Source organism: Pseudomonas japonica, from assembly GCF_900188455.1.
GTDB classification, from domain to species: domain Bacteria; phylum Pseudomonadota; class Gammaproteobacteria; order Pseudomonadales; family Pseudomonadaceae; genus Aquipseudomonas; species Aquipseudomonas japonica.
This window is the reverse complement of record NZ_FZOL01000010.1, coordinates 1-26,147: the sequence shown is the minus strand read 5'-3', so window position 1 is coordinate 26,147 and position 26,147 is coordinate 1. Positions and strand designations below refer to the sequence as shown.

The 26,147-nt window shown below is 61.2% G+C and carries 25 protein-coding genes; 3 read left to right on the top strand and 22 right to left on the bottom strand.

What is annotated here, in order from left to right; translation table 11 throughout:
* Window positions 1-4: 4 nt before the first annotated feature.
* From CHB99_RS29940 to CHB99_RS13845, 9 genes are all read right to left on the bottom strand, one after another.
* Window positions 5-2,683: a phage tail protein gene (locus CHB99_RS29940; RefSeq protein ID WP_052419372.1), complete on the bottom strand. Its 2,679-nt coding sequence runs from the start codon at window positions 2,681-2,683 to the stop codon at window positions 5-7.
* Window positions 2,676-3,284 carry a phage tail protein I gene (locus CHB99_RS13880; RefSeq protein ID WP_042121884.1) on the bottom strand — a complete coding sequence of 203 codons (609 nt, stop codon included), beginning with the start codon at window positions 3,282-3,284 and terminating at the stop codon, window positions 2,676-2,678. Before CHB99_RS13880 ends, CHB99_RS29940 begins: the two co-directional genes overlap by 8 nt.
* 1 nt (window position 3,285) lies before the next feature.
* Window positions 3,286-4,167, bottom strand: coding sequence for a baseplate assembly protein (locus CHB99_RS13875; RefSeq protein WP_042121886.1), 882 nt, complete (start codon window positions 4,165-4,167; stop codon window positions 3,286-3,288).
* On the bottom strand, window positions 4,164-4,490 hold the full coding sequence (locus tag CHB99_RS13870; RefSeq protein WP_042121888.1) for a GPW/gp25 family protein: 327 nt from the start codon (window positions 4,488-4,490) through the stop codon (window positions 4,164-4,166). The genes CHB99_RS13875 and CHB99_RS13870 overlap by 4 nt, the downstream gene beginning before the upstream one ends.
* A 240-nt stretch (window positions 4,491-4,730) precedes the next feature.
* Entirely contained in the window at window positions 4,731-6,515 is a 1,785-nt protein-coding gene (locus tag CHB99_RS13865; protein WP_042121889.1) for a tail fiber domain-containing protein, read from the bottom strand.
* A 180-nt stretch (window positions 6,516-6,695) separates the two neighbouring features.
* On the bottom strand, window positions 6,696-7,256 hold the full coding sequence (locus CHB99_RS13860; protein WP_042121890.1) for a phage baseplate assembly protein V: 561 nt from the start codon (window positions 7,254-7,256) through the stop codon (window positions 6,696-6,698).
* Window positions 7,253-7,759, bottom strand: a complete 507-nt coding sequence (locus tag CHB99_RS13855) for a hypothetical protein (RefSeq protein WP_042121891.1) — start codon at window positions 7,757-7,759, stop codon at window positions 7,253-7,255. Before CHB99_RS13855 ends, CHB99_RS13860 begins: the two co-directional genes overlap by 4 nt.
* Complete coding sequence (locus tag CHB99_RS13850) at window positions 7,756-8,091, bottom strand: phage holin family protein (protein WP_042121892.1); 336 nt, start codon at window positions 8,089-8,091, stop codon at window positions 7,756-7,758. The genes CHB99_RS13855 and CHB99_RS13850 overlap by 4 nt, the downstream gene beginning before the upstream one ends.
* 473 nt (window positions 8,092-8,564) lie before the next feature.
* A complete protein-coding gene (locus CHB99_RS13845; RefSeq protein ID WP_042122174.1) occupies window positions 8,565-9,299 on the bottom strand; it encodes a LexA family transcriptional regulator in 735 nt (244 codons plus the stop codon).
* 183 nt (window positions 9,300-9,482) lie between these two features.
* On the opposite strand from CHB99_RS13845, the gene mutS reads away from it, so the two are divergent.
* Both mutS and fdxA read left to right on the top strand, forming a co-directional pair.
* Window positions 9,483-12,059, top strand: coding sequence for a DNA mismatch repair protein MutS (mutS, locus tag CHB99_RS13840; protein WP_042121893.1), 2,577 nt, complete (start codon window positions 9,483-9,485; stop codon window positions 12,057-12,059).
* 140 nt (window positions 12,060-12,199) lie between these two features.
* Window positions 12,200-12,523, top strand: a complete 324-nt coding sequence (gene fdxA, locus CHB99_RS13835) for a ferredoxin FdxA (protein ID WP_042121894.1) — start codon at window positions 12,200-12,202, stop codon at window positions 12,521-12,523.
* A gap of 490 nt (window positions 12,524-13,013) precedes the next feature.
* On the opposite strand, the gene rpoS is transcribed toward fdxA, so the two are convergent.
* The 8 genes from rpoS to CHB99_RS13795 all read right to left on the bottom strand — a co-directional run bounded on the left by rpoS (window position 13,014) and on the right by CHB99_RS13795 (window position 20,163).
* Window positions 13,014-14,021, bottom strand: coding sequence for an RNA polymerase sigma factor RpoS (rpoS, locus tag CHB99_RS13830; protein ID WP_042121895.1), 1,008 nt, complete (start codon window positions 14,019-14,021; stop codon window positions 13,014-13,016).
* Between the two features lie 105 nt (window positions 14,022-14,126).
* Window positions 14,127-14,987 (bottom strand): peptidoglycan DD-metalloendopeptidase family protein, encoded by an 861-nt coding sequence (locus CHB99_RS13825; RefSeq protein WP_042121896.1) that lies wholly within the window; start codon window positions 14,985-14,987, stop codon window positions 14,127-14,129.
* A gap of 186 nt (window positions 14,988-15,173) precedes the next feature.
* Entirely contained in the window at window positions 15,174-15,812 is a 639-nt protein-coding gene (locus tag CHB99_RS13820) for a protein-L-isoaspartate(D-aspartate) O-methyltransferase (RefSeq protein ID WP_167335840.1), read from the bottom strand.
* A gap of 38 nt (window positions 15,813-15,850) precedes the next feature.
* Window positions 15,851-16,600, bottom strand: coding sequence for a 5'/3'-nucleotidase SurE (surE, locus tag CHB99_RS13815; protein WP_042121898.1), 750 nt, complete (start codon window positions 16,598-16,600; stop codon window positions 15,851-15,853).
* Entirely contained in the window at window positions 16,588-17,646 is a 1,059-nt protein-coding gene (gene truD / locus CHB99_RS13810; protein WP_042121899.1) for a tRNA pseudouridine(13) synthase TruD, read from the bottom strand. Before truD ends, surE begins: the two co-directional genes overlap by 13 nt.
* Entirely contained in the window at window positions 17,643-18,116 is a 474-nt protein-coding gene (ispF, locus tag CHB99_RS13805; protein ID WP_042121900.1) for a 2-C-methyl-D-erythritol 2,4-cyclodiphosphate synthase, read from the bottom strand. The genes truD and ispF overlap by 4 nt, the downstream gene beginning before the upstream one ends.
* A gap of 71 nt (window positions 18,117-18,187) precedes the next feature.
* Window positions 18,188-19,042, bottom strand: coding sequence for an S-formylglutathione hydrolase (gene fghA / locus CHB99_RS13800; RefSeq protein WP_042121901.1), 855 nt, complete (start codon window positions 19,040-19,042; stop codon window positions 18,188-18,190).
* Window positions 19,043-19,050: 8 nt separating this feature from the next.
* Entirely contained in the window at window positions 19,051-20,163 is a 1,113-nt protein-coding gene (locus CHB99_RS13795) for an S-(hydroxymethyl)glutathione dehydrogenase/class III alcohol dehydrogenase (RefSeq protein ID WP_042121902.1), read from the bottom strand.
* Window positions 20,164-20,269: 106 nt separating this feature from the next.
* Here CHB99_RS13795 and CHB99_RS13790 point away from each other — a divergent pair, with 106 nt between their 5' ends.
* A complete protein-coding gene (locus tag CHB99_RS13790; RefSeq protein ID WP_042121903.1) occupies window positions 20,270-21,166 on the top strand; it encodes a LysR substrate-binding domain-containing protein in 897 nt (298 codons plus the stop codon).
* Between the two features lie 160 nt (window positions 21,167-21,326).
* Here the strand turns inward: CHB99_RS13790 and ispD are convergent, their stop codons facing one another.
* The 5 genes from ispD to pyrG all read right to left on the bottom strand — a co-directional run.
* The gene (gene ispD / locus CHB99_RS13785; RefSeq protein WP_042121904.1) at window positions 21,327-22,031 is read right to left on the bottom strand and encodes a 2-C-methyl-D-erythritol 4-phosphate cytidylyltransferase; all 705 of its coding nucleotides are present in this window, start codon (window positions 22,029-22,031) and stop codon (window positions 21,327-21,329) included.
* Window positions 22,028-22,306, bottom strand: coding sequence for a cell division protein FtsB (gene ftsB / locus CHB99_RS13780; protein ID WP_042121905.1), 279 nt, complete (start codon window positions 22,304-22,306; stop codon window positions 22,028-22,030). The genes ispD and ftsB overlap by 4 nt, the downstream gene beginning before the upstream one ends.
* Before the next feature lie 157 nt (window positions 22,307-22,463).
* Entirely contained in the window at window positions 22,464-23,753 is a 1,290-nt protein-coding gene (gene eno / locus CHB99_RS13775; RefSeq protein ID WP_042121906.1) for a phosphopyruvate hydratase, read from the bottom strand.
* Window positions 23,754-23,906: 153 nt separating this feature from the next.
* Window positions 23,907-24,752 carry a 3-deoxy-8-phosphooctulonate synthase gene (gene kdsA / locus CHB99_RS13770; protein ID WP_042121907.1) on the bottom strand — a complete coding sequence of 282 codons (846 nt, stop codon included), beginning with the start codon at window positions 24,750-24,752 and terminating at the stop codon, window positions 23,907-23,909.
* 3 nt (window positions 24,753-24,755) lie between these two features.
* Window positions 24,756-26,147 (bottom strand): CTP synthase (pyrG, locus tag CHB99_RS13765; RefSeq protein WP_089266540.1); only part of this gene is annotated, 1,392 nt, incomplete at its 5' end.

Here is a 26,147-nt window from a genome sequence, read left to right as displayed (position 1 = left end):
GTCCTCAGTATTTGATGCAGGCGAGCAAAGCCAAGTTGCGAGGACGTGCTTCACTACCACCATCCGCATAGATGATCAGGCTGTGATCGTGCGCCCCGGCGTAGTCGGAACTGCCGGTGAAGGTGTGGGCGTGCTCACCCGTAACCGAGACGGCAGCTGCCGTCCCCGCATCCCCATAGGCGGTCGTCACCCTGTCAGCCAAGGCACCGACGCTGTTGTTCTGCGCTCGATTGACCGGGTGTGCATGGGCCCCGCCCGACGTGGTATTGCCGCTCACCAGATGTATGTGCGAGCCGCGAACATCCGTTACACCCGTGTGTACGTGGCTCAGGTTCTGACTGGACTGCAATGAGCCCAGGGCCCGATTGGCATCCAGTCCTCGTGCATCATCCCAGCCGCGCAGGAATTCGCCGCGAAGATCTGGCAGATGGAACGTCGTACTTCCGTCGCCTGCCCCAGCGTAGGTACCGATCGCCGCAAACAACCTGGCGTAACTGGTACGGCTGATTTGTGCTCCGTTTGCCTTGAGATACCCCGGCGGCGCCAGATTGGACAGGAAGTACACGATGGTTCCTGGCCATACTTGCTTATCCAGGCGGTCCCAAGCTGTCCACTGCCCATTGAAATAACTTCGCACATAGACTTCACTGCCGCCGTTGTATTGCACGGCCGTCTGTGCGCGATTCGATGCGGCATTGATGGCGTTGTAGAACGAGGTAGTGATATGCCAATAGAACCCGGAGACTGGTGCATTGGCGTGATTGGTCAGGATGACCTGGTTGACCGCGAGATTGGGATCCTGCGTGGTGTCGCTCGCAGCCAGGCCGGAAGCCAGATTGAGCGACGCAGCCAACCCCGTCACGTCGGCAATGGCATGAGCATGTGCGGACGACGCCTTGCCATTGAGCGCCGCAGTCAGCCCCGTTACCGCACTGACAGGAATCTCTCCGTCCTTGGCCAGCCCTAACGCGGGCGCCGATATGTTTCGGGAGTTCAGAACGACCGTACGCTCGGCTTTCACTTCACCAGCAATCGGGCTTTCGTAGACTTCGCTTGTCCAGTCCTGATAGTAAGCACGGTCCGCACCATACGTCCGGGTCCGAAGGGCTGTAATGGTCAGACGTGGAATGTAAGCGTTGAGACCAAGTTCCAGACGTATGTGGATAAGCCCATTCACCGGAATGAGGTAGGCATTGAATCCTGAGCCGATGGCAACCTTCGGTCCACTCACCTGCAACTTGGGTTGGTATATCGCATCTTCCCAGTAGTACCAGTTCAGTTGAGCTTCGAAAGGAGTTGTATACCCGTCCAGCGCGCCTTTGATGGTCAGCGTAGGCATGCCGCCGTCCCATGCAGGGAGTTTGGTCTTGATCAATATCCCTGACGCATACGGGTAGACAGAAATATCGAGGCATTCCATGGTGAATGCACCGATCAGGTTCTGCCCTCTGATCTGAGCGTCATCGGTTATCCCATAGCCTGCCAGGGTGCTTGCCTTGTCGGCCTTTGCGTTCAATCGATTGAGGATAGTGGTCGCGAAGTTGGGGTCATTACCCAAGGCATCCGCCAGTTCCTTCAATGTGTCCAATGCACCGGGCGAGCCCGCGATCAGCGTACTGATTGCGTCCGTGACGAACGCCGTGTTGGCAAGCTGCTGGGAATTGTTGCCTCGCGCTGCCGTGGGAGCGGTCGGGACACCGGCAAGAGCCGGACTGATCAGCGGCGACTTCAACGCCAGCTCGGTGTCTAGCTGGCTCCTGGTGTAGACATCGGTGAGCCCGTATCCGGCAACTGTCGTAGGATTGGTCGCTGCAACCACGCGACCGTACTTGTCGACCGTCACGCTGCGGTAGGTACTCGCCGCGACACCCGTTCGCCCAAATGCCATCTCGAACGACAGGCTGGTCACACCCAGGCTGATCGGCCCATCGGTGACCAGTTGCCAGGCGCTGTCGCTGTTTGCCGTACCCTTCTCCACGAGGACCATCAGTCCCGGCGTCACCTTGGCATTGCTGTCAGCGTCGGTGCTACGTCCCCATGCACCAGCGGCGACCACATACAGGCCGTTGTCCTTGGCGGCATTCTGATCCTTGACCAGTACCCGGTTGCCGGCCTGCAGCGCCACACCGTCGATCGTCTGCAAGCCGCTCAGCGTGACAGCAGTGGTGGTAGCAGCCAGCACCGAATGCTTGAAATCCTGACGAGCCAGTTCCTCGGTGACCCATTCGCGGGTAGCCAGCACAACACTGGGGTCGATGCGCAACTGCACGTTGCTGGCGCTACTGACGACCAGGCTCATACGCACCACTTGCGTACGCCCCGAGCCTTGGCTCAGGAGCGGCTTGTAAGTCGGGGCACAGTTGGCGACGGCCACCAGATCGCCATCCGCATCATAAAGACCGATTTCGCGAATCCAGCGTCCACCCACATCCGCCGGAATGACCTGCTCGGCAACGATGATGGCGCTGTCTTTTTCGTCAACCTTCAGCTGATTCAGCGGCGCACGGCGCCATTCACCAATCAAGGCAGTTTGAGTGGCATTGGGCGTCGGGTCGGTGCCGTTGGCATCACCTACACCCATCTGGGTGATTTTCCACGGGATGCCCAAGGCATCGGCGTTGGCCTGCTTGGCCGCCCCCACCGTCGTGAGAATGGCGTAAAACTGGGAGTTCTGGTCAACCATATGCAATGTCCAGAGTATCAATGGAGTGTTCACGGCCACCGCGTCCAATGCGGCCGGTGACCTCGATTTGACGCGGCGTTGGCGGGTACACGTCGAGCACTTCGCCCTCGCTCACCGAGCCGCGCACATACAAGCTGCCGACCGACTCCAAGCTGATTGCCAGAGCAATCATGTGCCGGCTGACCGGTCGGGCGTCGTCGATCAGCGCGGTGAGCTCTTCATAGGTCTCCTCGCTGATGCCCGACTCGGACACGCCGATCTTCAGGGCGAAGGTGCCAGGTACGCCTGGCGGCACGGTGTTGAACCATTCGGCGACTTCGATCAGGTAGCCGAAGGGCTCCACCACCCGGCGCAAGGCGCCAAGGGTGCCCTTGCGCGCATGGACCTGGAACGAGCCACGGATCACCGCGCGCTTGACCGCATCCGGCCAGCTCTCGTCCCAGCGATCCACCGACCAGGCCAGCGCCAGCTGGTGCAGCAGGTGCGACGGACAGGTGTCGGGGTTGTACAGGGTTCGCAGCGGAATCTGCGGAACATCCGCCGAGGCGGCCTCCACAGCCCGTTCCAGCAAGGTGCTGTTCAGTGGCAGGAGGCTGGTCATGTCAGCCTCCCAGGGTCACGTCGAAGCCGTCGCACCAGGCGGCCTGGCCCTTGCTCGGGCGGATGTCCTGCCAGTCACGCAGCTCGACCCGGGCAACCCCGCTGATATGCAATTGCGCATCGATGCCCGAGCGCGCCACTTCCACACCGAGGCGACGACGCGGGTTGATCCAGGCCTGCAAGCGGCGTCGACATTCCACCAGGGTCGCTTCGGTTTCCGGACCGTTGCCCGTCATGTGCAGCACCGCGTCGATGCGATACGGCAGGATCTCGGCGCTGCGCACGGTCAGGCGATCGGCCACTGGCCGCACCTCATCGTCGTTCAGATAGGCCGCGACCTGCGCCAGCAGCTCGGCACTGGCCACACCCCTGCCGTCGACGCCCAGCACCGTGACATCCACCACCGCCGGCGACGGGCTTTCCGCCGTCGCATCGGCGACCTGGCCGGAGGCATTGCGGGCATGCAGGATGTAGCTGTTGCGCGGCCCTGCCGTGGTCAGTCCTTCGTAGACCAGCTCGATGCGCTCGCGCAGGGCATCGTCTTCTTCAAGAATCTGCTCGACGGGAGGCACGGCGTTCGGGTCGGCGGCACGCACCAGCAGACGTCGCAACTGCACGTTGGCCGCCAGTTGATCCAGATCGCTGCCCGTGGCGTAGGCCAGCAACAGCGCCTTGGCGGCGTCGTTGACCCGGGCGCGGTTGAGCAGCGTGCGGTAGGCGCCGACTTCCAGCAGTTTGGTTACCGGATCGCTTTCCAACTGCGCGGTCCAGCTTTCGCCCATGTGCGACTTGAAGGTCGCCAGGTCGGCCTGGAAGATCTCCTCGAAATCCAGATCCTCCAGCACCTGCGGCGCGGGCAGCGCCGAGAGGTCCACAATGCTCATGCCGTCACCTCCAGGATCTGGCTGTCGCCCAGGTACTGCCCGGTGAGTTGCAGGCTGATCTGCCCGTCCACCACCGCCAGCACCCGGACCCGTTGCAGTTTCAAGCGCGGTTCCCAGCGCACCAGGGCCCGCGCCACTTCGGCCTGTACTGCGCTTTTCCAGCCCTCGTTGACCGGCAGGTCGACGAAGCGGCGCAGCTTGCTGCCGTAGTCCGGACGCATGCGCCGGCTGCCCAGCGGGGTACTCAGGATGTCCTCGATGGACTGGCGCAGGTGGGCGATGCCGGACAGTGGCTGGCCAGTGTGGCGATCCATTCCGATCATCGCGTCACTCCTGTATGTGGATGTCCGGCGGTAAGTAATCGCTGTGCACCGCGGCGCAGGCGCCGGGTGCGAAAGTCTTTTTCGGGGTCGCCATGGCGTTCCTCCTGGGCATGAAAAAGCCCGCCTGGCGGGCTGATGTTGTTCACTCAACTATTTGCGACTTGGCAAGGCGCTCACGACTGAATACGGGCACCCGATATCCGGGCAACACCGTGCGTCCAACGCACTCGCCAACAACAATCAAATAACGCTCAAGACAAACGCCTGCAGCTCTTCGTAGTTCACCGTGTAGACATTGCCAGCAGGCTGTCCCGGAAGAGTGATGGTTCCTTCCTTGTCAGTCACCGGCTCGATCTCATCCCACTCGTGATACTCGACAACCGAGTAGTCCATCGCATCAAGGCCTTCGGCTTCGAACGCGGCAATCACCCGCTGAGCCGAGGTGCCAAAGTGCCATTTCGCCTTGTCGCCCAATTTCGCGACCTGGTCGTTGAGCTTGTACTTCAAACCGAGCAGCAACTTGCACTTTGCAGCCACTCGCCGCTCCACATCAGAGATTTCCTGAAGCTGTTGCTTCTCACGCTCATCCGAGACGACGGTGAAAGCGACCTGTGTCGATCCGCCTGCCCATGATGCACCTGGCGCCCCGCAGGTCGTCGCATTGTTGACCATCGGCTGAAACGAGTTCTGTCCAGCATCATTTGCCAGCCTGACGCCAATGATCTTATTCAAGACCCCCGGCGAAGTTTTATGGTGATACTCCGAAACCCACCAGTCCGAGCGCGATACCGTCTGCCCGGCAGGACCATCGACATGATTGCTGTAAAAATTGAAACCGGAGCTCTGCAGAAACTTGGCACCCGGAAACTGAAAGTTTCGGACATCGAGAGCGGGATAGAAATTATTCGACCGATTGGGAAGATAGTTCCAGATATTCCGTGTCAGACCGGAACAATCGTCGAATACCAGGTTTGCATTGGGAGCATTTACAAATCCGGCATCGTACCGGTTATTGCTCGCGTGGATTACTCCTCGGCCAAAGGAGTCAGTTTCAAAATCGAAGCTATCGGGAAACAGCCTGCAACCGCGAACATGAATGATTGCCTCGTCCGCATAGACCTTCACCGCCGATATCGAGTGAAGGAAGCAATTTTCAAGCGTGATGGGACCGATAACCTTACCGGTGAAATCGCCAGTGGCCGCGCGAACAACGCTTACCTGGCACTGTTCGAAGTCAACGCCCGTGAAAACGATGGGGCCGTTACCGGCAGCGACAATAACACCGTAGTTAACCTTCTCGATGAAGCCACCCGACACATGGAAACCATTGCATTCTGCGTCTTTATCGAAAAGGATACCTGCGTTACCCGTCTTGAACTCACCCCAGAATCTCGGATTTACAATCGACATGCCGTTGCACGCAGAATGCGGCAAGCATCTCACTGCATAGTTGGAGAAGTTCTCGATAACTGGGGAATACATGGACATCCCCCAGCAATGGGGTCCGATCTGTACCCCCGAATCAGCTGGAAATTGAATTTCACAGTCGATCGTGGCGTACGTCATCCGTTCCATATATATGCCATTGTAAGCAGTATCGCGACAATCAAGAGTGATTCCCTTGCCAACCGCCGCACCGTTACGAACGACTCCCGTGGTGCTTCCCTTGTCACCATCGAGGAAGATCATCATGGAGCTGTTGACTTCCGTACCGCCCGCGGCAAGAGGAATGGTCTTTCCGGCAAACCCTTGAAGCGCAACGACTCGCACACCCTCGCCCTTGAATTTCAGTGGCAACCGCGTCGAAATCGGGCGAAAAATTCCATAATCCGCGCCGTGGTCAGGCAGAAAGATATCCGGCAAGGTGTATTGTTCAGTGCCCGCCACGGCCCTCGATTCGACAACAGCAATTACCCTGTCGAATGCGTCGGACCAACTGGCATCACCGGGTTGAAAATAGTCAGTTACTTCAATTCGCTCACAAGAACCGTTGGAGCCGGTCAGGCTCGCTGTTTCGTAGTGCATATAGATCTCCAGGAAACATCCCGCGCCAGTAATGGGTGCTGTCGTTCGGAGAGCTTGAGAAACTCGCCATCAGTTATCCGACAGTATTTTTGTATGGTCTTCAGCCATTTGCCGAATGGCCATAAAGAAGGGTCAGGGCAACAAGTCCCGATAACCCCCATTGGCGTCGCGATATTTTCTTCAGTGTTTGTGGTTAGGCGTATTGCCGGCGGTATCGATGATTGCCCCGCCGCCGTGGATATCCCCCGTCACCTGCAACGCGCCATTGATCCGCACCGGGCCATTCAAGGTCAGGCTGCCAGAGGTAAGCGTGATGGCATCGGGAGTGGCCACCAGCGTGCTGCCGCCGACCTTGAGGGTGAGGCTGCCGCGTGGCAGTTCGACGCTGTAGCTGCTGGCCTGCCAGTCGTAGATCAGCGAACCGCCATCGTCGAAGCGCCAGACCTCGACATGCTCGCGGTTGTCCGGCGGATTGCCGGCGTTGCCGTAAAGACCGGCGACGAAGGTGCCCTGGGCCGGCTCGCCGCTGGGACTGAGCAGCACGCCCTGCTCGTTCAGACTCGGCGCGCGCCAGTGTCGTGCCTTGCCGGCGGCCTGGCTGTGCCAGCGCACCCAGGCGCTGGTCCAGCCGGCGCCATCGGACACCCGCACCCGTGCCGCGGCCAGATCCACGGCGACCACCCGGCAGGGAATCAGCAAGCCGGCGATCATGCGGTCGTGCATCGCACTGGCATAGCTCATGCGAAATCCTCCGCAGCCTTGTAGTCGCTTTCATGTCCGGGGCCGGTATCGGGATCGAAGGACAACAGCAACGATCCCGGTGGCTGGTTCGGCCATGGCCATTGCGCCTCGCCCAGGTGCAGGACCTGCTCCCACTGCACCACCCAGGTAGTCGGTGCCGTGCTCGACGGTAACGCCTGGACGCCGCGGGCCTCTTCGACGAAGTCGATGTTCCAGTACTGCTTGCGCAGCAGCACCATCAGTTGCGCCGCCAGGCTGACGGTTTCCAGCACCGCCTGGGGGCGAGTGCCGTCGGTGCTGATCCGTGCCTCGAACGTGGCGATGACACGGGAGTGTCCATCGCCCGGATCGGTACCGGGCTTCAACCCGACGATGCCGTAGAACAGCGCCGGCAACGCCGTTTCCTGTTGCACGGCGGCATAGCTGCCGACCGTTGCGAGCTGCGGGAACGCAGTTTCGAGGGTCGCGCCTATGGCCTGATGCAATCCATTGAGGTCGCTCATGATCTCTCCTTGCTGTCACTGCCCAGGCCCAGGCGCTTGATCGCCCAGCGCTCGTACAGCCCCATGGTGATATCCGCACCGCCCACGGCGGTCAGGCAGCCCAGGGCACTGGCCGCCCATATCGAAAGGCCGCTGGCGTACAGCAGCATCATGGTGGATACGCCGCAGACCATGCAGGCCCCCGAGCGCAGTGCCAATCGTCTCAACAAGGCCGCACCCCGGGCGCCCGCCTTGTCCGCTCGCCACATCTCGCCGGAAACCCCACCCAGCAACGCCAGGACGATCACCAGCCAGATCGGCATTTCCAGCAACGTCTGTTGCTCGCTTGTCACGGTCCTGCCTCCTTTGTACTTCCCGCACAGCGACGGGCCGAACGGGGAATGGGACCGAGTGATCACTCGGCATTCCAAAAAGCCCGGGGCAGGCCCTGGGCTTTTCAGTAATGCGTCGTTGAAACGCCCGCCACGACTGGTGTGCTGGACGTCTCCGCTTCAAATTGTTCCTCCGACCGCGGCCACCTGCCCGCCGGATAACTGCTCTTGGTGCTTTACGCTGCACACCCGGGTCAGTTGCCAACCCTCTGAACAGTCGAGGCCTGTTCATCGCTGCCTTTCTCGCCGCCGGTGTCTGGCCGGCTTGGAACGAACTTTATGCATCAACGCATATGCAGTCAATGCATTTTTGGAAATATTTGCGCTGATGGATTTGCTTAAATGCATTGAACCCTCGTCCGCTCTGGCTCCGGCCAGTTTTCGACAAGCGAAAAAAAACCCGCCGAAGCGGGTTTTCAATGAGAAGGGAAGGCTCAGCGAGCGTACATGCCCCACCAGAACACATGGCCGAGAATGACGATCTGCTCGTCCTGCATCTGCTGGAAGCTGTAGTCCTCGTCGGGATGTTCATCGCGGTTGAAGCTGCGCAGACGGATGCCGACAGGCAGGCGATAGAGCTGCTTCACTCGCAGCTGGCCGTTGTGATTGATGGCATAGAGATCGCCATCGATGATGTCGCCAATGGAACACTTGCCCGTGTTGACGCCCACCGTGGCACCGTCACGCAACACCGGCAACATGCTGTTGCCGCGCACCGTCACGCACTTCGCCTGGTCGAACTGCACACCGTTGTGGCGCAGGCTGCGCTTGCCGAAACGCAGGCGGGCGCGCTCGCTTTCCTCGATGACGAATCTTCCTGATCCTGCTGCCAACTCGACCTCACGAAGAAAAGGAACGGAGACCTCGTCGTCCTCGACGGGGGTTTCGTCGTCCCACAGGCTGATGTCGCGCAAGTCGTCATGACCGGGCACACGTTCGGCTTCGCGGCTGTCGCCCAGGTCGACACGGCCACGCAACTGATCGGTACTCACTCCGAAGTACTCGGCGATCTTCGACACATGCTTGTCCGAAGGATCGGCGATCTTCTCGCTGAGAATCCGCGACAGGGTGGATTGGGGCACGCCGGTGCGGCGGTGCAACTCCGTGGGAGAAAGACCGTGGCGTTCCAGCAGTGACTTGAGGACGGTAGCTACATTGCGCTTTTGCATGACGTGCATACTGCCCCTGCCTCGATGGAAATGCAATTGCAAAAACGCATCAAGCATGACAACGCGCATGAATTGCAACGAACGAAGGCTGTTTACGCCGCGCCGCGCTCGGCGCCGCGGAACAAATCCCTGTACTATTAGCGGTTTCATACCTTTTAAAGACACCCTGCTGTAAGGCCTTGAATGTCTGATCTTTCCGCACACACTCCGATGATGCAGCAGTACTGGAAGCTGAAGAACCAGCATCCAGACCAGCTGATGTTCTACCGCATGGGCGATTTCTACGAGATCTTCTACGAAGATGCGAAGAAGGCCGCGAAACTGCTGGATATCACCCTGACCGCGCGCGGTCAGTCGGCGGGCCAGTCGATCCCCATGTGCGGTATTCCCTTTCATTCGCTGGAAGGCTATCTGGCCAAGCTGGTGAAGCTGGGTGAATCGGTGGTGATCTGCGAACAGATCGGCGACCCGGCCACCAGCAAGGGCCCGGTGGAACGTCAGGTGGTGCGTATCATCACCCCCGGCACCATCAGCGACGAAGCCCTGCTGGACGAACGCCGCGACAACCTGATCGCCGCCGTACTGGGCGATGAGCGCCTGTTCGGCCTGGCGGTGCTGGACATCACCAGCGGCAACTTCACCGTGCAGGAACTCAAGGGCTGGGAAAACCTCCTCGCCGAGCTGGAACGGACCAACCCGGTCGAGCTGCTGATCCCGGACGACTGGCCACAAGGCCTGCCCGCCGAGAAACGGCGTGGCTCACGCCGCCGCGCGCCGTGGGACTTCGATCGCGACTCCGCACGCAAGAGCCTCTGTCAGCAGTTCGCAACCCAGGACCTGAAAGGCTTCGGGTGCGACAAGCTGACCCTGGCCATCGGCGCCGCGGGCTGTTTGCTGACCTACGCCAAGGAAACCCAGCGCACCGCCCTGCCCCATCTGCGCAGCCTCAAGCACGAGCGCCTGGACGACACGGTCATCCTCGATGGCGCCAGTCGGCGCAACCTGGAACTGGACGTCAACCTCGCCGGCGGGCGCGACAACACCCTGCAATCGGTGATCGACCGCTGCCAGACCGCCATGGGCAGCCGCCTGCTGACCCGCTGGCTGAACCGTCCGCTGCGCGACCTCAAAGTGCTTCAGGCCCGGCAGAGCTCGATTCGCTGCCTGCTCGACAACTACCGCTTCGAACGCCTGCAGCCGCAATTGAAGGACATCGGTGACATCGAGCGGATTCTCGCCCGTATCGGCCTGCGCAACGCCCGCCCCCGCGACCTCGCCCGCCTGCGTGACGCCCTCGGCGCCCTGCCCGAGCTGCAGAACGCCATGGCCGAACTGGAAGCGCCGCACCTGGCGCGCCTGGCAGCCATCGCCGGTACCTATCCGGAACTGGCCGACCTGCTGGAAAAAGCCATTATCGACAACCCGCCGGCGGTGATCCGCGACGGCGGCGTCCTCAAGACCGGCTACGACGCCGAACTGGACGAACTGCTGTCGATCAGCGAGAACGCCGGGCAGTTCCTCATCGACCTCGAAGCCCGGGAAAAGGCGCGTACAGGCCTGGCCAATCTCAAGGTCGGCTACAACCGGGTCCACGGCTACTTCATCGAACTGCCGAGCAAACAGGCCGAACAGGCGCCGGTCGACTACATCCGTCGCCAGACGCTCAAGGGCGCCGAACGCTTCATCACCCCCGAGCTGAAGACGTTCGAGGACAAGGCACTGTCGGCCAAGAGCCGTGCCCTGGCCCGGGAGAAGATGCTCTACGACGCCTTGCTGGAAACCCTGATCAGCCACCTGGCGCCGCTGCAGGACACCGCCGCGGCACTGTCCGAGCTGGACGTGCTGAGCAACATGGCCGAGCGCGCCCTGACCCTGGACCTGAACTGCCCGACCTTCGTCGACGAGCCATGCATGCAGATCAACCAGGGGCGTCATCCTGTGGTCGAGCAGGTCCTGACCAGCCCCTTCGTGGCCAACGACCTGTCCCTCGACGACAGCACCCGCATGCTGATCATCACCGGTCCGAACATGGGCGGTAAATCCACCTACATGCGTCAGACCGCACTGATCGTGCTGCTGGCGCATATCGGCAGCTACGTACCGGCGGCCAGCTGCCAGCTGTCCCTGGTGGACCGTATATTCACCCGTATCGGCTCCAGCGACGACCTGGCCGGCGGCCGCTCCACCTTCATGGTGGAAATGAGCGAAACCGCCAACATCCTGCACAACGCCACCGACCGCAGCCTGGTGCTGATGGATGAAGTGGGACGCGGTACCAGTACCTTCGATGGACTGTCGCTGGCCTGGGCTGCGGCAGAGCGTCTGGCCCGGTTGCGCGCCTACACCCTTTTCGCTACCCACTACTTCGAACTGACGGTATTGCCGGAAAACGAACCGCTGGTAGCGAACGTGCACCTGAACGCCACCGAGCACAATGAGCGCATCGTCTTCCTGCACCATGTCCTGCCGGGGCCGGCCAGCCAGAGCTACGGCCTGGCGGTGGCGCAACTGGCCGGCGTTCCGGCGCCGGTCATTCAGCGGGCGCGGGAACATCTGAGCCGACTGGAGACCTCCAGCCTGCCTCACGAGCTGCCGACACCTGCGACCAGTAGCCGCAGCGAACCACAGGTCCCGCACCAGAGCGATCTGTTTGCCAGCCTGCCGCATCCGGCGATCGAGAAGATCGGCAAGCTCGATCTGGACAACATGACGCCACGCCAAGCTATCGAAATGCTCTATGAACTGAAGACTCTGTTATAACGCGCAGCCTTACAAGCTGTTAGAATCCCGCGCGGTTTGGCGGAGCGGTGAGTTATTAGCCTGGCTCGCCGCGAACCTGCCGAACCGAGCGGCCCTGACTGGAAGGGCACCGCTGCCGTCGCCTGAGGAGAGAATTAGAAATGACCTTCGTCGTCACCGACAACTGCATCAAGTGCAAGTACACCGACTGCGTAGAAGTCTGTCCGGTGGACTGCTTCTACGAAGGCCCGAACTTCCTGGTCATTCACCCGGATGAGTGCATCGACTGTGCACTGTGCGAGCCTGAATGCCCTGCCCAAGCCATCTTCTCGGAAGACGAGGTTCCTGATGACATGCAGGAATTCATCGAGCTGAACGCCGAGCTGGCGGAAATCTGGCCGAACATCACCGAGAAGAAAGACGCATTGCCGGAAGCCGAAGAGTTCGACGGCGTCAAAGGCAAGATCAAGGATCTGGAGCGCTGAGTCCCCGGCTCGTGACTGGATCAACGAAAAAAGGCCCTTGCGGGCCTTTTTTGATTTTCTGCGGGCAAAAAAAAGGGGCGGTTTGACCCGCCCACATTTTTTCCGTAGTCCCTGTATTCCCTTTCATCATCCTGATGAATCGCATCCTGCGATGTCCTTGGTCTTCATCCGTTGAAAACCTGTGTCAGTCCGTAGACACAGGACAAATATTAACGCGTACGACCATGGTCGCAACTGGCAATGGCTCTCAAAAAAAGACAACAGGGTTGCCGAAGCATAAAATAAAACTCTTTTATTTCAATGGCTTAACAATAAATCAGACAAGCAACAAGGCACTATTTACCTGAATTTACTACATTGGCTTACGCACAATGTAAGCGATTACCTACATCAAAAGACTCATCACCGACAGAATCCACTGATGCCCCAGGGCCAAATAAAAACGCCCCGAACCAGTCGGGGCGTTTTCATGCAAGGCTGATCGTTCTTGTTATTGAAACAGCGATTCGCTGGACAGGCCGTTCTTCTCCAGGATCTCGCGTAGCCGCTTGAGCCCTTCGACCTGAATCTGACGCACCCGCTCACGGGTAAGGCCGATTTCCAGCCCTACGTCTTCCAGCGTGCTGCTTTCATGGCCACGCAGACCAAAACGGCGGATGACCACTTCACGTTGCTTGTCGGTCAGCTCGCTCAGCCATTGATCGATGCTCTGGGACAGATCATCATCCTGCAACAGCTCGCAGGGGTCGGTCGGACGGTCGTCAGTCAGGGTATCAAGCAGCGTCTTGTCCGAATCAGGCCCCAGAGAAACGTCCACCGAAGAAACCCGCTCGTTGAGCCCGAGCATGCGCTTGACTTCCGAAACCGGTTTTTCCAGAAGGTTGGCGATTTCTTCAGGAGAAGGCTCGTGATCAAGCTTCTGGGTCAACTCCCGCGCCGCGCGCAAGTAGACGTTCAGCTCCTTGACCACATGAATCGGCAGGCGGATAGTGCGGGTCTGATTCATGATCGCCCGCTCGATGGTCTGCCGGATCCACCATGTTGCGTAGGTGGAGAATCGGAAACCACGCTCGGGATCGAACTTCTCGACCGCGCGGATCAACCCCAGATTGCCCTCTTCGATCAGATCGAGCAGGGAAAGCCCACGGTTCACATAGCGTCGGGCGATCTTCACCACCAGGCGCAGATTGCTCTCGATCATGCGTTTACGGCCCGCCGGATCACCACTTTGCGACAGACGCGCAAAATGGACTTCCTCTTCAGGCGTCAGCAGCGGAGAGAAACCGATTTCATTAAGATAAAGCTGAGTCGCATCAAGTGCTCGGGTGTAATCGATGTACTTGTGCTGTTTCAGCGAAGAGCCTTGTCTGGCCCTGGTCCGAACCGAAGGTACAGCAGGTTCGTCTGACACCACATCCGTTTCCAAAACGATGCCGGTCTCCATGAGGAGAACCTCATCGTCGATGTCAAACTCCGGCACTTCTTTACTGAGAGCCATTGTTATAGTCCTTTGCTGAGTTCGAACTCAGACTCGAGCGCACCTTTTCCATGGCATCGCTTGAGCCTGTCCCCATTACGCTAAGGAACAGGCCGGAACCAACAATCAACGATTTGGCAGGAACTGCAACGGATCTACCGGTTTACCCTGGCGGCGAATCTCAAAGTGAAGCTTCACCCGATCGGTGCCCGTGGACCCCATTTCGGCAATCGTCTGCCCAACCTTGACTTGCTGTCCCTCCCGAACCAAGAGCCTGCGGTTATGACCGTAGGCACTTACGTAGGTTTCGTTGTGCTTGATGATTACGAGTTCACCGTAGCCCCGCAAGCCACTACCGGCGTACACCACCGAACCATCAGAGGCGGCAAAAACAGGCTGTCCCAAATCCCCGGCGATATCAATGCCTTTATTCAAACTACCGTTTGAAGCGAATTTCCCGATCAGCACGCCGTTCGCAGGCCACGCCCAACCACCGCTGGAGCGCTCTGCGGCGGGAACTTGGGTGGGTGCTGTGGACGGTGTGACCATCGGTGTGGTGGCCGCCGTGCTGGTGCTCTTCGGCGGTGGCGGAGTACCCGCGGGACGCCGGGTCACCGTGGTCTTGCTCGAGGGTGAAGTCGAGGTCACCACACGGGAAGTGCCGGAAGAAGGTTCGTCGAAACGGATCGCCTGCCCCGGACGAATGGTGTAGGGCGGCTCGATGCCGTTGCGTGCGGCAAGAGACTTGTAGTCCCAGCCGTAACGGAAAGCGATGGAGAACAACGTGTCCCCGGGCCGGACCACGTATTGGCCGGAGGTCACCGCGGGCCGCTTGGGCGCGGCATTGTTGCGATCGACCACCCGCGCACTGCTGGAGGAGGAGGAAGTGCTGGAGCAACCCGTCACCAACGTGCCAAAGGCAAGTGCAACCACCAGAAGCCTGATGCTTGATAGACCCATACGCTGCCGAATGACTGTTTGACTCACCCGCCGCTCCCTTAATTGGTGATCGAGTTTGAAAATGCAATAACGTTGCAATTATAACCAGGCGCAAACGACTTGCGCGCGCTGAACGACTTAAAACGTGACGGGTTGCCGACCGGCAAGCACGACACCCGCCTGATAGACCCGGCGCAGCGCCGAGAATTCGCTACGCATGAAAATAAACAGTGCTCAGGACAGGGTGCCACTGAGTAAAGGGACGAAGCGTACCGCACCCAGTACTCGTCGGGAAAAACCATGCTCCTCGCGCACGATCAGCAACAACTGCTGGGTTTCTCCGACCGCGCCCACCGGAATCACCATGCGCCCGCCTGGTGCCAGTTGATCGAGCAGCGCCTGCGGGACTTCCGCAGCGACCGCGGTGACGATGATGCCGTTGTAGGGTGCCAGTGCAGGCCAGCCTTCGCTGCCGTCACCCCAGCGGAATACCACATTGCGCAGATTCAGCTCGGTCAGGCGTTCCTTGGCCCGATCCTGCAGAACCTTGATCCGCTCGACCGAGAACACCCGCTCCACCAGTTGCGCCAGCACGGCGGTCTGGTACCCGGAGCCGGTACCGATTTCCATGACCTTGTCCAGCGGGCCGGCCTCAAGCAGCACCTCGCTCATGTGCGCGACCATGAAAGGCTGGGAAATGGTCTGGTTGTGGCCGATCGGCAGTGCGGTATCTTCGTAGGCGCGGTGCGCCAGCGCTTCATCGACGAACAAATGCCGCGGCGTGCGACGCAGTACATCCAGTACCCGCGGATTCGACACCCCTTCCTCGCACAGGCGCTGGATCAGCCGCTCACGCGTACGCTGGGAAGTCATGCCAATACCACGGCGCATCATATCGTCCTGATCACGCATCAGAGCACACCCTCCAGCCAGCCACCCAGGCGTTCGAAGGCATCGTTGAAGGTACGGTCCAACTGCAACGGGGTTATCGACACATAGCCTTGCATGACCGCATGGAAGTCGGTGCCCGGCCCACCATCCTCGACGTCACCGGCAACCGCGATCCAGTAGCCTTCCTTGCCCCGCGGATTGACGTCCTTGATCGGTGCCGCGGCGCGCGCGCGGTGCCCCAGGCGAGTCAACTGCAGGCCACGAATATGATCCAGTGGCAGGTTGGGAACATTGACGTTGAGCACGGTCCGCGGCGGCAGTTCCAGGCGCGCGTGGGCCTCGATCAGCTTGCGCGCGACATAGGCCGCGGTGGGCAGGTTGTCCGGCAAGCGCGACAACAGCGAGAAGGCGAACGAGGTGTTGCCGAGGAAGCGCCCTTCGAGCGCCGCGGCGACAGTGCCCGAATACAGCACGTCATCACCCAGGTTGGCGCCCAGGTTGATACCCGACACCACCATGTCCGGGGTCTGCTCCAGCAGGCCGTTGAGGCCGAGGTGAACGCAGTCGGTCGGCGTGCCGTTGATGCTGATGAAACCGTTGGGCAAGGTTTGCGGATGCAATGGACGGTCGAGGGTCAGCGAACTGCTGGCACCGCTCTTGTCCTGGTCCGGAGCGATCACCACACAGTCGGCATAGTCCACCAGCGCACCGTGGAGCGCGGCGAGTCCGGGCGCGATGACGCCATCGTCATTGGAAATCAGAATACGCATGGGCTGTCCGTCTGCCCTGCCGGGACCAGATCGACGAGTTCGCGCACCACCACGGTGGCGAAACATCCGGCCGGAAGGACGAATTCCAGTTGCAGAATATCAGGCTCGGGATAATGCCACGTCAGCCGGGCAATGGGCAGTCGCAGAATGCGACGTTCCTGCTTCAGAGCGGCATTGCCGAGCCACTGGCAGAGCCGCGCCTGGTCTTCGCCGATACGCTGTTCCAGCGCGCCGGCCTCGCCCTGACTGGCCGGCAGCCCTTCACCCCACAACGGACCGGTGGGATGCAGATCGAGAATGCCCAGACGAGGATCGCTGCATTCCGACTCGCCAGCCGGAAAGAAGCTACGACTGTCCGTGAACGCCAGCAAATCGCCTACCTGGGCGCGCTGCCAGCTGCCATCGCCGACCCGCTCGGCGAGGACACGGTTGAACAGATAGCTGCGCGCGCTGGACAGCAGACGCGAACGCAGGTTGCGCTGCTCCGGCAGGGCCTGGCGCTCTGCCCAGTGCCGTGCTTCCTCGACATTGCCTCCCGCATGACCGAAACGCTGGGCGCCGAAATAGTTCGGTACGCCCTGGTCGCGCAGTTGTTCGAGGCGCGCGTCCAGCGCCGTGTGATCAGCCTGGAGCCGAGTGAGCCGCAGAGTGAAGCCGTTGGCCGAATGCGCGCCGCGCTGCAGCTTGCGCGAATGACGGGTGCGTTGAAGGATGCGCAGGCTTTCGTTTTCCGCCGCGGCCAGGTCCGGATCGGCCTTGCCCGGCAGGTGCAGACTGAACCATTGGCGGGTCAACGCCTGACGATCCTTCAGCCCGGCATAGCTGATGCCCTTCAGCGGCACACCGGCGGCACGCGCCAGACGGCGTGCTGCCTCTTCGGTATTCAGGTCGCGTTTCTCGACCCACAGCCACAGATGCTCGCCCTGCCCCGACAACGGAATGTCGAGCACTTCATCGACCTGGAAGTCTTCCGCGACCGCCTTCAGTACCGCGCTGCCCAGCGCCGGCCCGCTGGCACGCGGACCGAGAAGTTCGAGTTCGGTCATGCTGGCAACAACAAGGCGACAGCGTGTACCGCGATGCCTTCCTCACGCCCGGTGAAACCGAGTTTCTCGGTGGTGGTGGCCTTGACGTTGACCTGGTCGAGTTCGACCCGCAGGTCCGCGGCGATCACTTCGCGCATACGCTCGATATGCGGGGCCATCTTCGGTGCCTGGGCAACGATGGTGGCGTCGACATTGCCGACCTTCCAGCCCTTGGTCTGGACGAGGTCCACCACATGACGCAGCAGCACGCGGCTGTCGGCACCCTTGAACTGCGGATCGGTGTCGGGGAAATGGCGACCGATGTCACCCAGCGCGGCGGCGCCGAGCAAGGCATCGCTCAGGGCGTGCAGCAGCACGTCGCCGTCGGAGTGGGCCAACAGCCCGAATGTGTGCGCGATGCGCACGCCGCCCAAGGTGATGAAATCGCCTTCCGCGAAGCGGTGCACATCGTAGCCGTGGCCAATACGCATAAAAAAACGCCCTGATTGAGTCAGGGCGTGATTCTACCCGCTTTACCGGGCCTTGGGCTTGAATTGTCGCCTCAGCCGCGGCCGATTCCCAGCGCTGCGGCATGATGCCGCAAATGGTCGTCGATGAAGCTGGCGATGAAGTAGTAACTGTGGTCATAGCCCGGCTGCAGGCGCAGTTGTAGCGGATAGCCCGCCGCTTGCGCCGCCTGCTGCAACACCTGTGGCTTGAGCTGGTTCTCCAGGAAATCATCGCGATCACCCTGGTCCACCAGCAGCGGCAGATGCTCGTCGGCCTGGGCGATCAGCACGCTGGCATCCCATTCACGCCAGCGCGAACGGTCCTCGCCCAGATAACGACCGAACGCCTTCTGCCCCCAAGGGCAATCCATCGGGTTACTGATCGGTGCGAAGGCCGATACCGACTTGTAGCGGCCCGGGTTGCGCAAGGCGCAGACCAGCGCACCGTGGCCGCCCATGGAGTGACCACTGATCGCACGCTGCTCCGAAGCCGGGAAATGCGCTTCGATCAGCGTCGGCAGCTCGCTCACCACATAGTCGTACATGCGGTAGTTGCTGGCCCACGGCTGCTGGGTGGCATTGACGTAGAAGCCGGCACCGAGACCGAAATCCCAGGCGCCGTCCGGGTCACCCGGCACCTGAGCGCCGCGCGGACTGGTGTCCGGCGCGACGATGATCAGCCCCAGCTCCGCGGCGAGCCGGTGCGCGCCGGCCTTCTGCATGAAGTTCTCGTCGCTGCAGGTCAGCCCGCTCAACCAGTACAGCACCGGCAGCTTGCCGCCCTGCTCCGCCTGCGGTGGCAGGTAAACCGCGAAGACCATGTCGCAACCAAGCGCTTCGGAACGGTGACGGTAACGCTTGTGCCAGCCACCGAAACTTTTCTGACAGGAAATGTTTTCCAGGCTCATGGGCGACCTCAGAAATGGATGACGCTGCGGATGCTCTTGCCTTCATGCATCAAGTCGAAAGCCTTGTTGATGTCCTCCAGCCCCATGGTGTGGGTGATGAAGGTATCCAGCGGGATCTCGCCTTTTTCCGCCATGTCGACATAGCTCGGCAGTTCGCTGCGACCACGCACGCCACCGAAGGCCGAGCCACGCCAGACGCGACCGGTGACCAGCTGGAACGGACGGGTGGCGATCTCCTGGCCGGCACCGGCGACGCCGATGATCACCGACTCACCCCAACCCTTGTGACAGCACTCCAGCGCCGCACGCATCAACTGGACATTGCCCACACACTCAAAGGAAAAGTCCACGCCACCGTCGGTCAGATCGACGATCACTTCCTGGATCGGGCGGTCGTAATCCTTCGGGTTGACGCAGTCGGTTGCGCCGAGCTGACGGGCGATTTCGAACTTGCCCGGGTTGATGTCCACGGCAATGATGCGCGAGGCCTTGGCCTTGACCGCACCGATGATCGCCGACAGGCCGATGCCGCCCAGGCCGAAGATCGCCACGGTGTCGCCGGCCTTGACCTTGGCGGTGTTCAGTACCGCGCCGATACCGGTGGTCACGCCGCAGCCGAGCAGGCAGACCTTCTCCAGCGGTGCTTCCTTCTGGATCTTGGCCACGGAGATTTCCGGCAGCACGGTGTACTCGGAGAAGGTCGAGGTCCCCATGTAGTGGAACAGCTGCTGACCCTTGTAGGAGAAGCGAGTAGTACCGTCCGGCATCAGGCCCTTGCCCTGGGTCGCGCGAATCGCCTGGCACAGGTTGGTCTTGCCCGAACGGCAGAATTTGCACTGGCCGCATTCCGGGGTGTACAGCGGGATCACATGGTCGCCCACCGCCACCGACGTCACACCCTCACCCACGGCTTCGACGATGGCACCGCCCTCATGGCCGAGGATCGACGGGAAGATGCCCTCCGGATCCGCACCGGACAGGGTATAGGCGTCGGTGTGACATACGCCGCTGGCGACCACGCGCAACAGCACTTCACCCGCCTTGGGCATCGCCACGTCGACCTCGACGATCTCCAGGGGTTTCTTGGCCTCGAAGGCAACGGCGGCACGGGACTTGATCATCAATCTTCTCCAACGAAGGGACAGTTCAAGCCCGCAGTGTAATTCAAGCTAATTTGATGAATAATCCGGACCAAGACAAAACATTATTGCCATACAGGGATAATCGATGAGCAGCCGTTGGGAAGGGATCGACGAGTTCGTCGCCGTGGCCGAATCCGGCCAGTTCACCGCGGCCGCCGACCGTCTTGGCGTGTCGTCCTCGCATGTCAGCCGCCAGGTGGCGCGCCTGGAAGAACGTCTGCAGACCCGCCTGCTGTACCGCAGTACCCGCCGCGTCACGCTCAGCGAGGCCGGACAGACGTTTCTTCAGCATTGCCAGCGTCTGCAGGATGGCCGCGAGGAAGCCCTGCGCGCCATGGGCGACCTGACCAGCGAACCCAAGGGGCTGCTGCGCATGACGTGCGCGGTGGCCTACGGCGAGCGCTTCATCGTCCCGCTGGTGACCAGCTTCATGAGTCAGTACCCGCAGCTACGGGTGGATATCGAACTGACCAACCACACCCTCGACCTGCTGCACGAAGGCATGGACCTGGCGATTCGTCTCGGTCGCTTGCAGGAATCGCGACTGGTGGCGGCGCGAATCGCCCCACGACGCATGTACCTGTGCGCGTCCCCGGACTATCTCAGTCGATATGGCCGGCCACATAGCCTCTCTGAACTGGCGCGGCACAACTGCCTGATCGGCAGTTCGGACATCTGGGCGATGCAGCAGGACGGCCGCGAAATCGCCCAGCGCGTACAGGGCAACTGGCGCTGCAACAGCGGCCAGGCGGTGCTCGACGCGGCCTTGCAAGGGATGGGGTTGTGTCAACTGCCGGACTACTACGTGCTGGAGCATCTGGGCAGCGGCGCCCTGGTATCGCTACTGGAAGCCCACCAGCCGCCCAACACCGCGGTGTGGGCGCTGTACCCGCAGCAGCGGCATCTGTCGCCGAAGGTGCGCAAGCTGGTGGATCACCTGCGCGAAGGACTGGCCCTGAGGCCGGAGTATCAGGCGGGCTGAAAGATAATGCCGGTCGGCTAGCGCTTTGGAGCTGCTTCGCAGCCCTTCGCGAGCAAGCTCGCTCCCACAAGATTCGCGCAATCCCGTGGGAGCGAGCTTGCTCGCGAAGGGCCGCAAAGCGGCCCCAATTGGCTTAATCGATTGGTATCAGGCTGAAGGATCAGCGCTGGGACCAGCGCTGGCGCAGCCATTCCAGGTCTTCCGGGCGGGTGACCTTGATATTGTCGTTGCGCCCCTCGATCAACCGTGGCGCCTGGCCGGCCCACTCGATGGCCGAGGCTTCGTCGGTGATCGCCACGTCCGCGACCAGACTGTCAGCCAGGGCCCGGTGCAGGGCGCCGAGGCGGAACATCTGTGGCGTATAGGCTTGCCAGATGGTGCTGCGATCGACCGTTGCAGCGATCCGGCCATCGGCATCGGCGCGCTTGAGGGTATCGCGGGCCGGCACGGCGAGCAGACCGCCCACCGGATCCTCGGCCAGTTCGGCGAGCAGGTGGTCGAGGTCGGAACGGGCCAGGTTGGGCCGCGCGGCATCGTGCACCAGCACCCAGTCGCTGTCCGCCGCGCCGTGGGCGTGCAGCAACAACAAGGCATTGAGCACCGAGTCGGCGCGCTCGCGACCGCCGGCGGCGCGCTGGATACGCGGGTCGCTGGCACAGGCCAGAGCAGGCCAGTAGGGATCGTCAGCAGCAAGGCTGACCACCACCCCCTTCAGCGAGGGATGGTCTAGAAAGCAATTGAGGCTGTGTTCGAGAATCGTGCGTCCGCCCAGCTGCAGGTACTGCTTGGGCCGGTCGGCGGCCATGCGCGCACCCACGCCGGCGGCGGGGATCACTGCCCAGAAGGCAGGCAGCGGAGTATTCATCGGGCCATCTGGTAGAGGGTTTCACCCTCCTTGACCATTCCCAGTTCATGGCGAGCCCGTTCTTCGACGGTTTCCATACCTTTCTTCAACTCCAGTACTTCGGCATCGAGCACACGGTTACGCTCCAGCAAACGCTCGTTCTCGGCGTGCTGGTCGGCAATCTGCTGCTTGAGTTCGGCCACCTGGGCCAGGCTGCCGTTACCCACCCACAGCCGGTACTGCAGCGCACCGAGCAATGCGAGAAGGACGAGAAACAACCAATAGGGACTACGCATCAGGGCATCCAGTGGCAAAAGACCGCATCTGCGAAGGGCTGATGGCACGAAGCCTGACCGAAGCCAGGCTCTGTGATTTCAACACTTGCAGCGCCCGCGCCAGACAGATCGGAAAAACCTTGTCACAACGCGGTGCTGTCTTTTTACCATCTATCGCTTAGCCGCGAAACTCGGCACGACCGCGGTACACCGCCTTGGCGCCCAGTTGCTCTTCGATGCGCAGCAGTTGGTTGTACTTGGAGACGCGGTCGGAGCGGCACAGCGAACCGGTCTTGATCTGACCCGCCGCGGTACCCACGGCCAGGTCGGCGATGGTGGAGTCTTCGGTTTCGCCCGAACGGTGCGAGATCACCGCGGTGTAGCCGGCAGCCTTGGCCATCTGGATGGCTTCCAGGGTTTCGGTCAGCGAGCCGATCTGGTTGAACTTGATCAGGATGGAGTTGCCGATCTTCTTGTCGATGCCTTCCTTGAGGATCTTGGTGTTGGTCACGAACAGGTCGTCGCCAACCAGTTGTACCTTCTCGCCGATCTTGTCAGTCAGGATCTTCCAGCCAGCCCAGTCGGACTCGTCCAGACCGTCTTCGATGGAGATGATCGGGAAGCGCTCGGTCAGGCCTTTCAGGTATTCGGCGAAACCTTCGGCATCGAACGACTTGCCTTCACCGGACAGGTTGTAGTTGCCGTCTTCGAAGAATTCGCTGGCAGCGCAGTCCAGGGCCAGGGTCACGTCGGTGCCCAGCTTGTAGCCGGCATTGGCCACGGCTTCGGCGATGGCGCCCAGGGCGTCTTCGTTGGAGGACAGGTTGGGCGCGAAACCACCTTCGTCACCCACGGCGGTGTTCAGGCCACGGGCCTTCAGCACGGCTTTGAGGTGATGGAAGATTTCGGTGCCCATGCGCAGCGCGTCGGAGAAGGTCTTGGCGCCAACCGGCTGAACCATGAACTCCTGAATGTCGACGTTGTTATCGGCGTGCTCGCCACCGTTGATGATGTTCATCATCGGAACCGGCATGGAGTACTGGCCAGGGGTGCCGTTCAGGTTGGCGATGTGTGCGTACAGCGGCAGGTCCTGGTCCTGGGCGGCGGCCTTGGCGGCGGCCAGGGACACGGCGAGGATGGCGTTGGCGCCCAGCTTGGCCTTGTTCTCGGTACCGTCCAGTTCGATCATGGCGCGGTCCAGGGCTTTCTGGTCCAGCGGATCCTTGCCCAGCAGCAGGTCGCGGATCGGGCCGTTGATGTTGGCGACGGCTTTCAGCACGCCCTTGCCCAGGTAACGGCTCTTGTCGCCATCACGCAGTTCCAGTGCCTCGCGGGAACCGGTGGAAGCACCCGACGGCGCGCAAGCGCTGCCAATGATGCCGTTGTCGAGCAGTACATCCGCTTCCACGGTAGGGTTGCCCCGGGAATCGAGAACTTCACGACCTTTGATGTCGACGATTTTTGCCATTGTTGTAAGCACTCCAGAATTGACGAAAACAACGCAGCTTGAAAAATTCCGCTCTGTTCCAGGCTGGGGGCACGGGCAGGCCTGGCGCGGAGAAAAACCCCTGACCTTGAGGTCAGGGGTTGAACGGGGGGTACTTTACCGGAGAAACGCGTCTTATGCGGTTTCTACCGTCGGAAAACTCTTCACCAGATCGTCCAGTTGCTTGAGCTGGGTCAGGAACGGCTCCAGCTTGTCCAGGCGCAGGGCACATGGACCGTCGCACTTGGCATTGTCCGGATCCGGGTGGGCTTCCAGGAACAGACCGGCCAGCCCCTGGCTCAAGCCGGCACGGGCCAGCTCGGTGACCTGGGCACGGCGTCCGCCCGCAGAGTCGGCGCGACCGCCGGGCATCTGCAGCGCGTGGGTCACGTCGAAGAACACCGGGTACTGGAACTGCTTCATGATGCCGAAGCCGAGCATGTCCACCACCAGGTTGTTGTAGCCGAAGCTGGAACCGCGCTCGCAGAGGATCAACTGATCGTTCCCGGCCTCTTCGCACTTGGTCAGGATGTGTTTCATTTCCTGGGGTGCGAGGAACTGGGCTTTCTTGATGTTGATCACCGCGCCGGTCTTGGCCATCGCCACGACCAGATCGGTCTGCCGCGAAAGGAAGGCCGGCAGCTGGATGATGTCGCAGACCTTGGCGACGGTCTCGGCCTGGAATGGCTCGTGGACGTCGGTGATGACCGGGACGCCGAAGGTCTTCTTCACTTCCTCGAAGATCCGCATGCCCTCTTCCAGGCCCGGACCGCGGTACGAAGTGACCGACGAGCGGTTGGCCTTGTCGAAGCTGGCCTTGAACACGTAAGGGATACCGAGTTTCTCGGTAACCCGTACGTACTCCTCGCAGACCTTCAGGGCCAGGTCACGGGACTCCAGGACGTTCATGCCGCCGAACAGGACGAACGGCTTGTCGTTGGCGATCTCGATGTTTCCGACGCGAATGATCTTCTGGGTCATGGATCAGGCCTTGTTCTTCTGCGCCAGGGCTGCCTTGACGAAGCCGCTGAACAGCGGGTGGCCGTCACGCGGGGTCGAGGTGAATTCCGGGTGGAACTGGCAGGCGACGAACCATGGGTGGTCCTTGGACTCGACCACTTCCACCAGTGCGCCGTCGCCGGAACGACCGGAAACCTTCAGGCCGGCTTCGATCAGTTGCGGCAGCAGGTTGTTGTTCACTTCGTAGCGGTGACGGTGACGCTCGACGATCACGTCCTTGGCGTAGCAGTCGTGGACCTTCGAGCCGCTCTCCAACTGGCACTCCTGGGCGCCCAGGCGCATGGTGCCGCCCAGGTCCGAGGCTTCGGTACGGGTTTCCACGGCACCGGTGGCGTCTTCCCACTCGGTGATCAGACCGACGACCGGATGACCGCTGTTGCGATCGAACTCGGTGGAGTTGGCGTCTTTCCAGCCCATGACGTTACGGGCGAACTCGATGACCGCAACCTGCATGCCGAGGCAGATGCCCAGGTACGGCACCTTGTTCTCGCGAGCGTACTGGACAGCGGTGATCTTGCCTTCCACACCGCGCAGACCGAAGCCGCCCGGAACCAGAATGGCGTCGACACCTTCCAGCAGGCCGGTGCCCTGGTTCTCGATGTCTTCGGAGTCGATGTAGCGCAGGTTGACCTTGGTGCGGTTCTGGATGCCGGCGTGGCTCATCGCTTCGATCAGCGACTTGTACGCATCCAGCAGTTCCATGTACTTGCCGACCATGGCGATGGTCACTTCGTGCTCTGGATTGAGCTTGGCATCGACGACCTTTTCCCACTCGGACAGGTCGGCGCCATTGCATTGCAGGCCGAAGCGCTCGACGACGAAGTCGTCCAGGCCCTGGGCATGCAGCACGGCGGGAATCTTGTAGATGGTGTCGACGTCTTCCAGCGAGATGACCGCGCGCTCTTCGACGTTGGTGAACAGGGCGATCTTGCGACGCGACGACACGTCGACAGGATGGTCGGAACGGCAGATCAGCACGTCAGGCTGCAGGCCGATGGAGCGCAGCTCCTTGACCGAGTGCTGGGTCGGCTTGGTCTTGGTCTCGCCAGCGGTGGCGATGTACGGGACCAGGGTCAGGTGCATCAGCATCGCGCGCTTGGAGCCGACTTCGACCCGCAGTTGACGGATGGCTTCGAGGAACGGTTGCGACTCGATGTCGCCCACGGTACCGCCGATCTCGACCAGGGCCACGTCGGCATCGCCAGCGCCCTTGATGATGCGGCGCTTGATCTCGTCGGTGATGTGCGGGATGACCTGGATGGTCGCGCCCAGGTAATCACCACGACGCTCCTTGCGCAGCACGTGCTCGTAGATGCGGCCGGTGGTGAAGTTGTTGTTCTGGGTCATGGTCGTGCG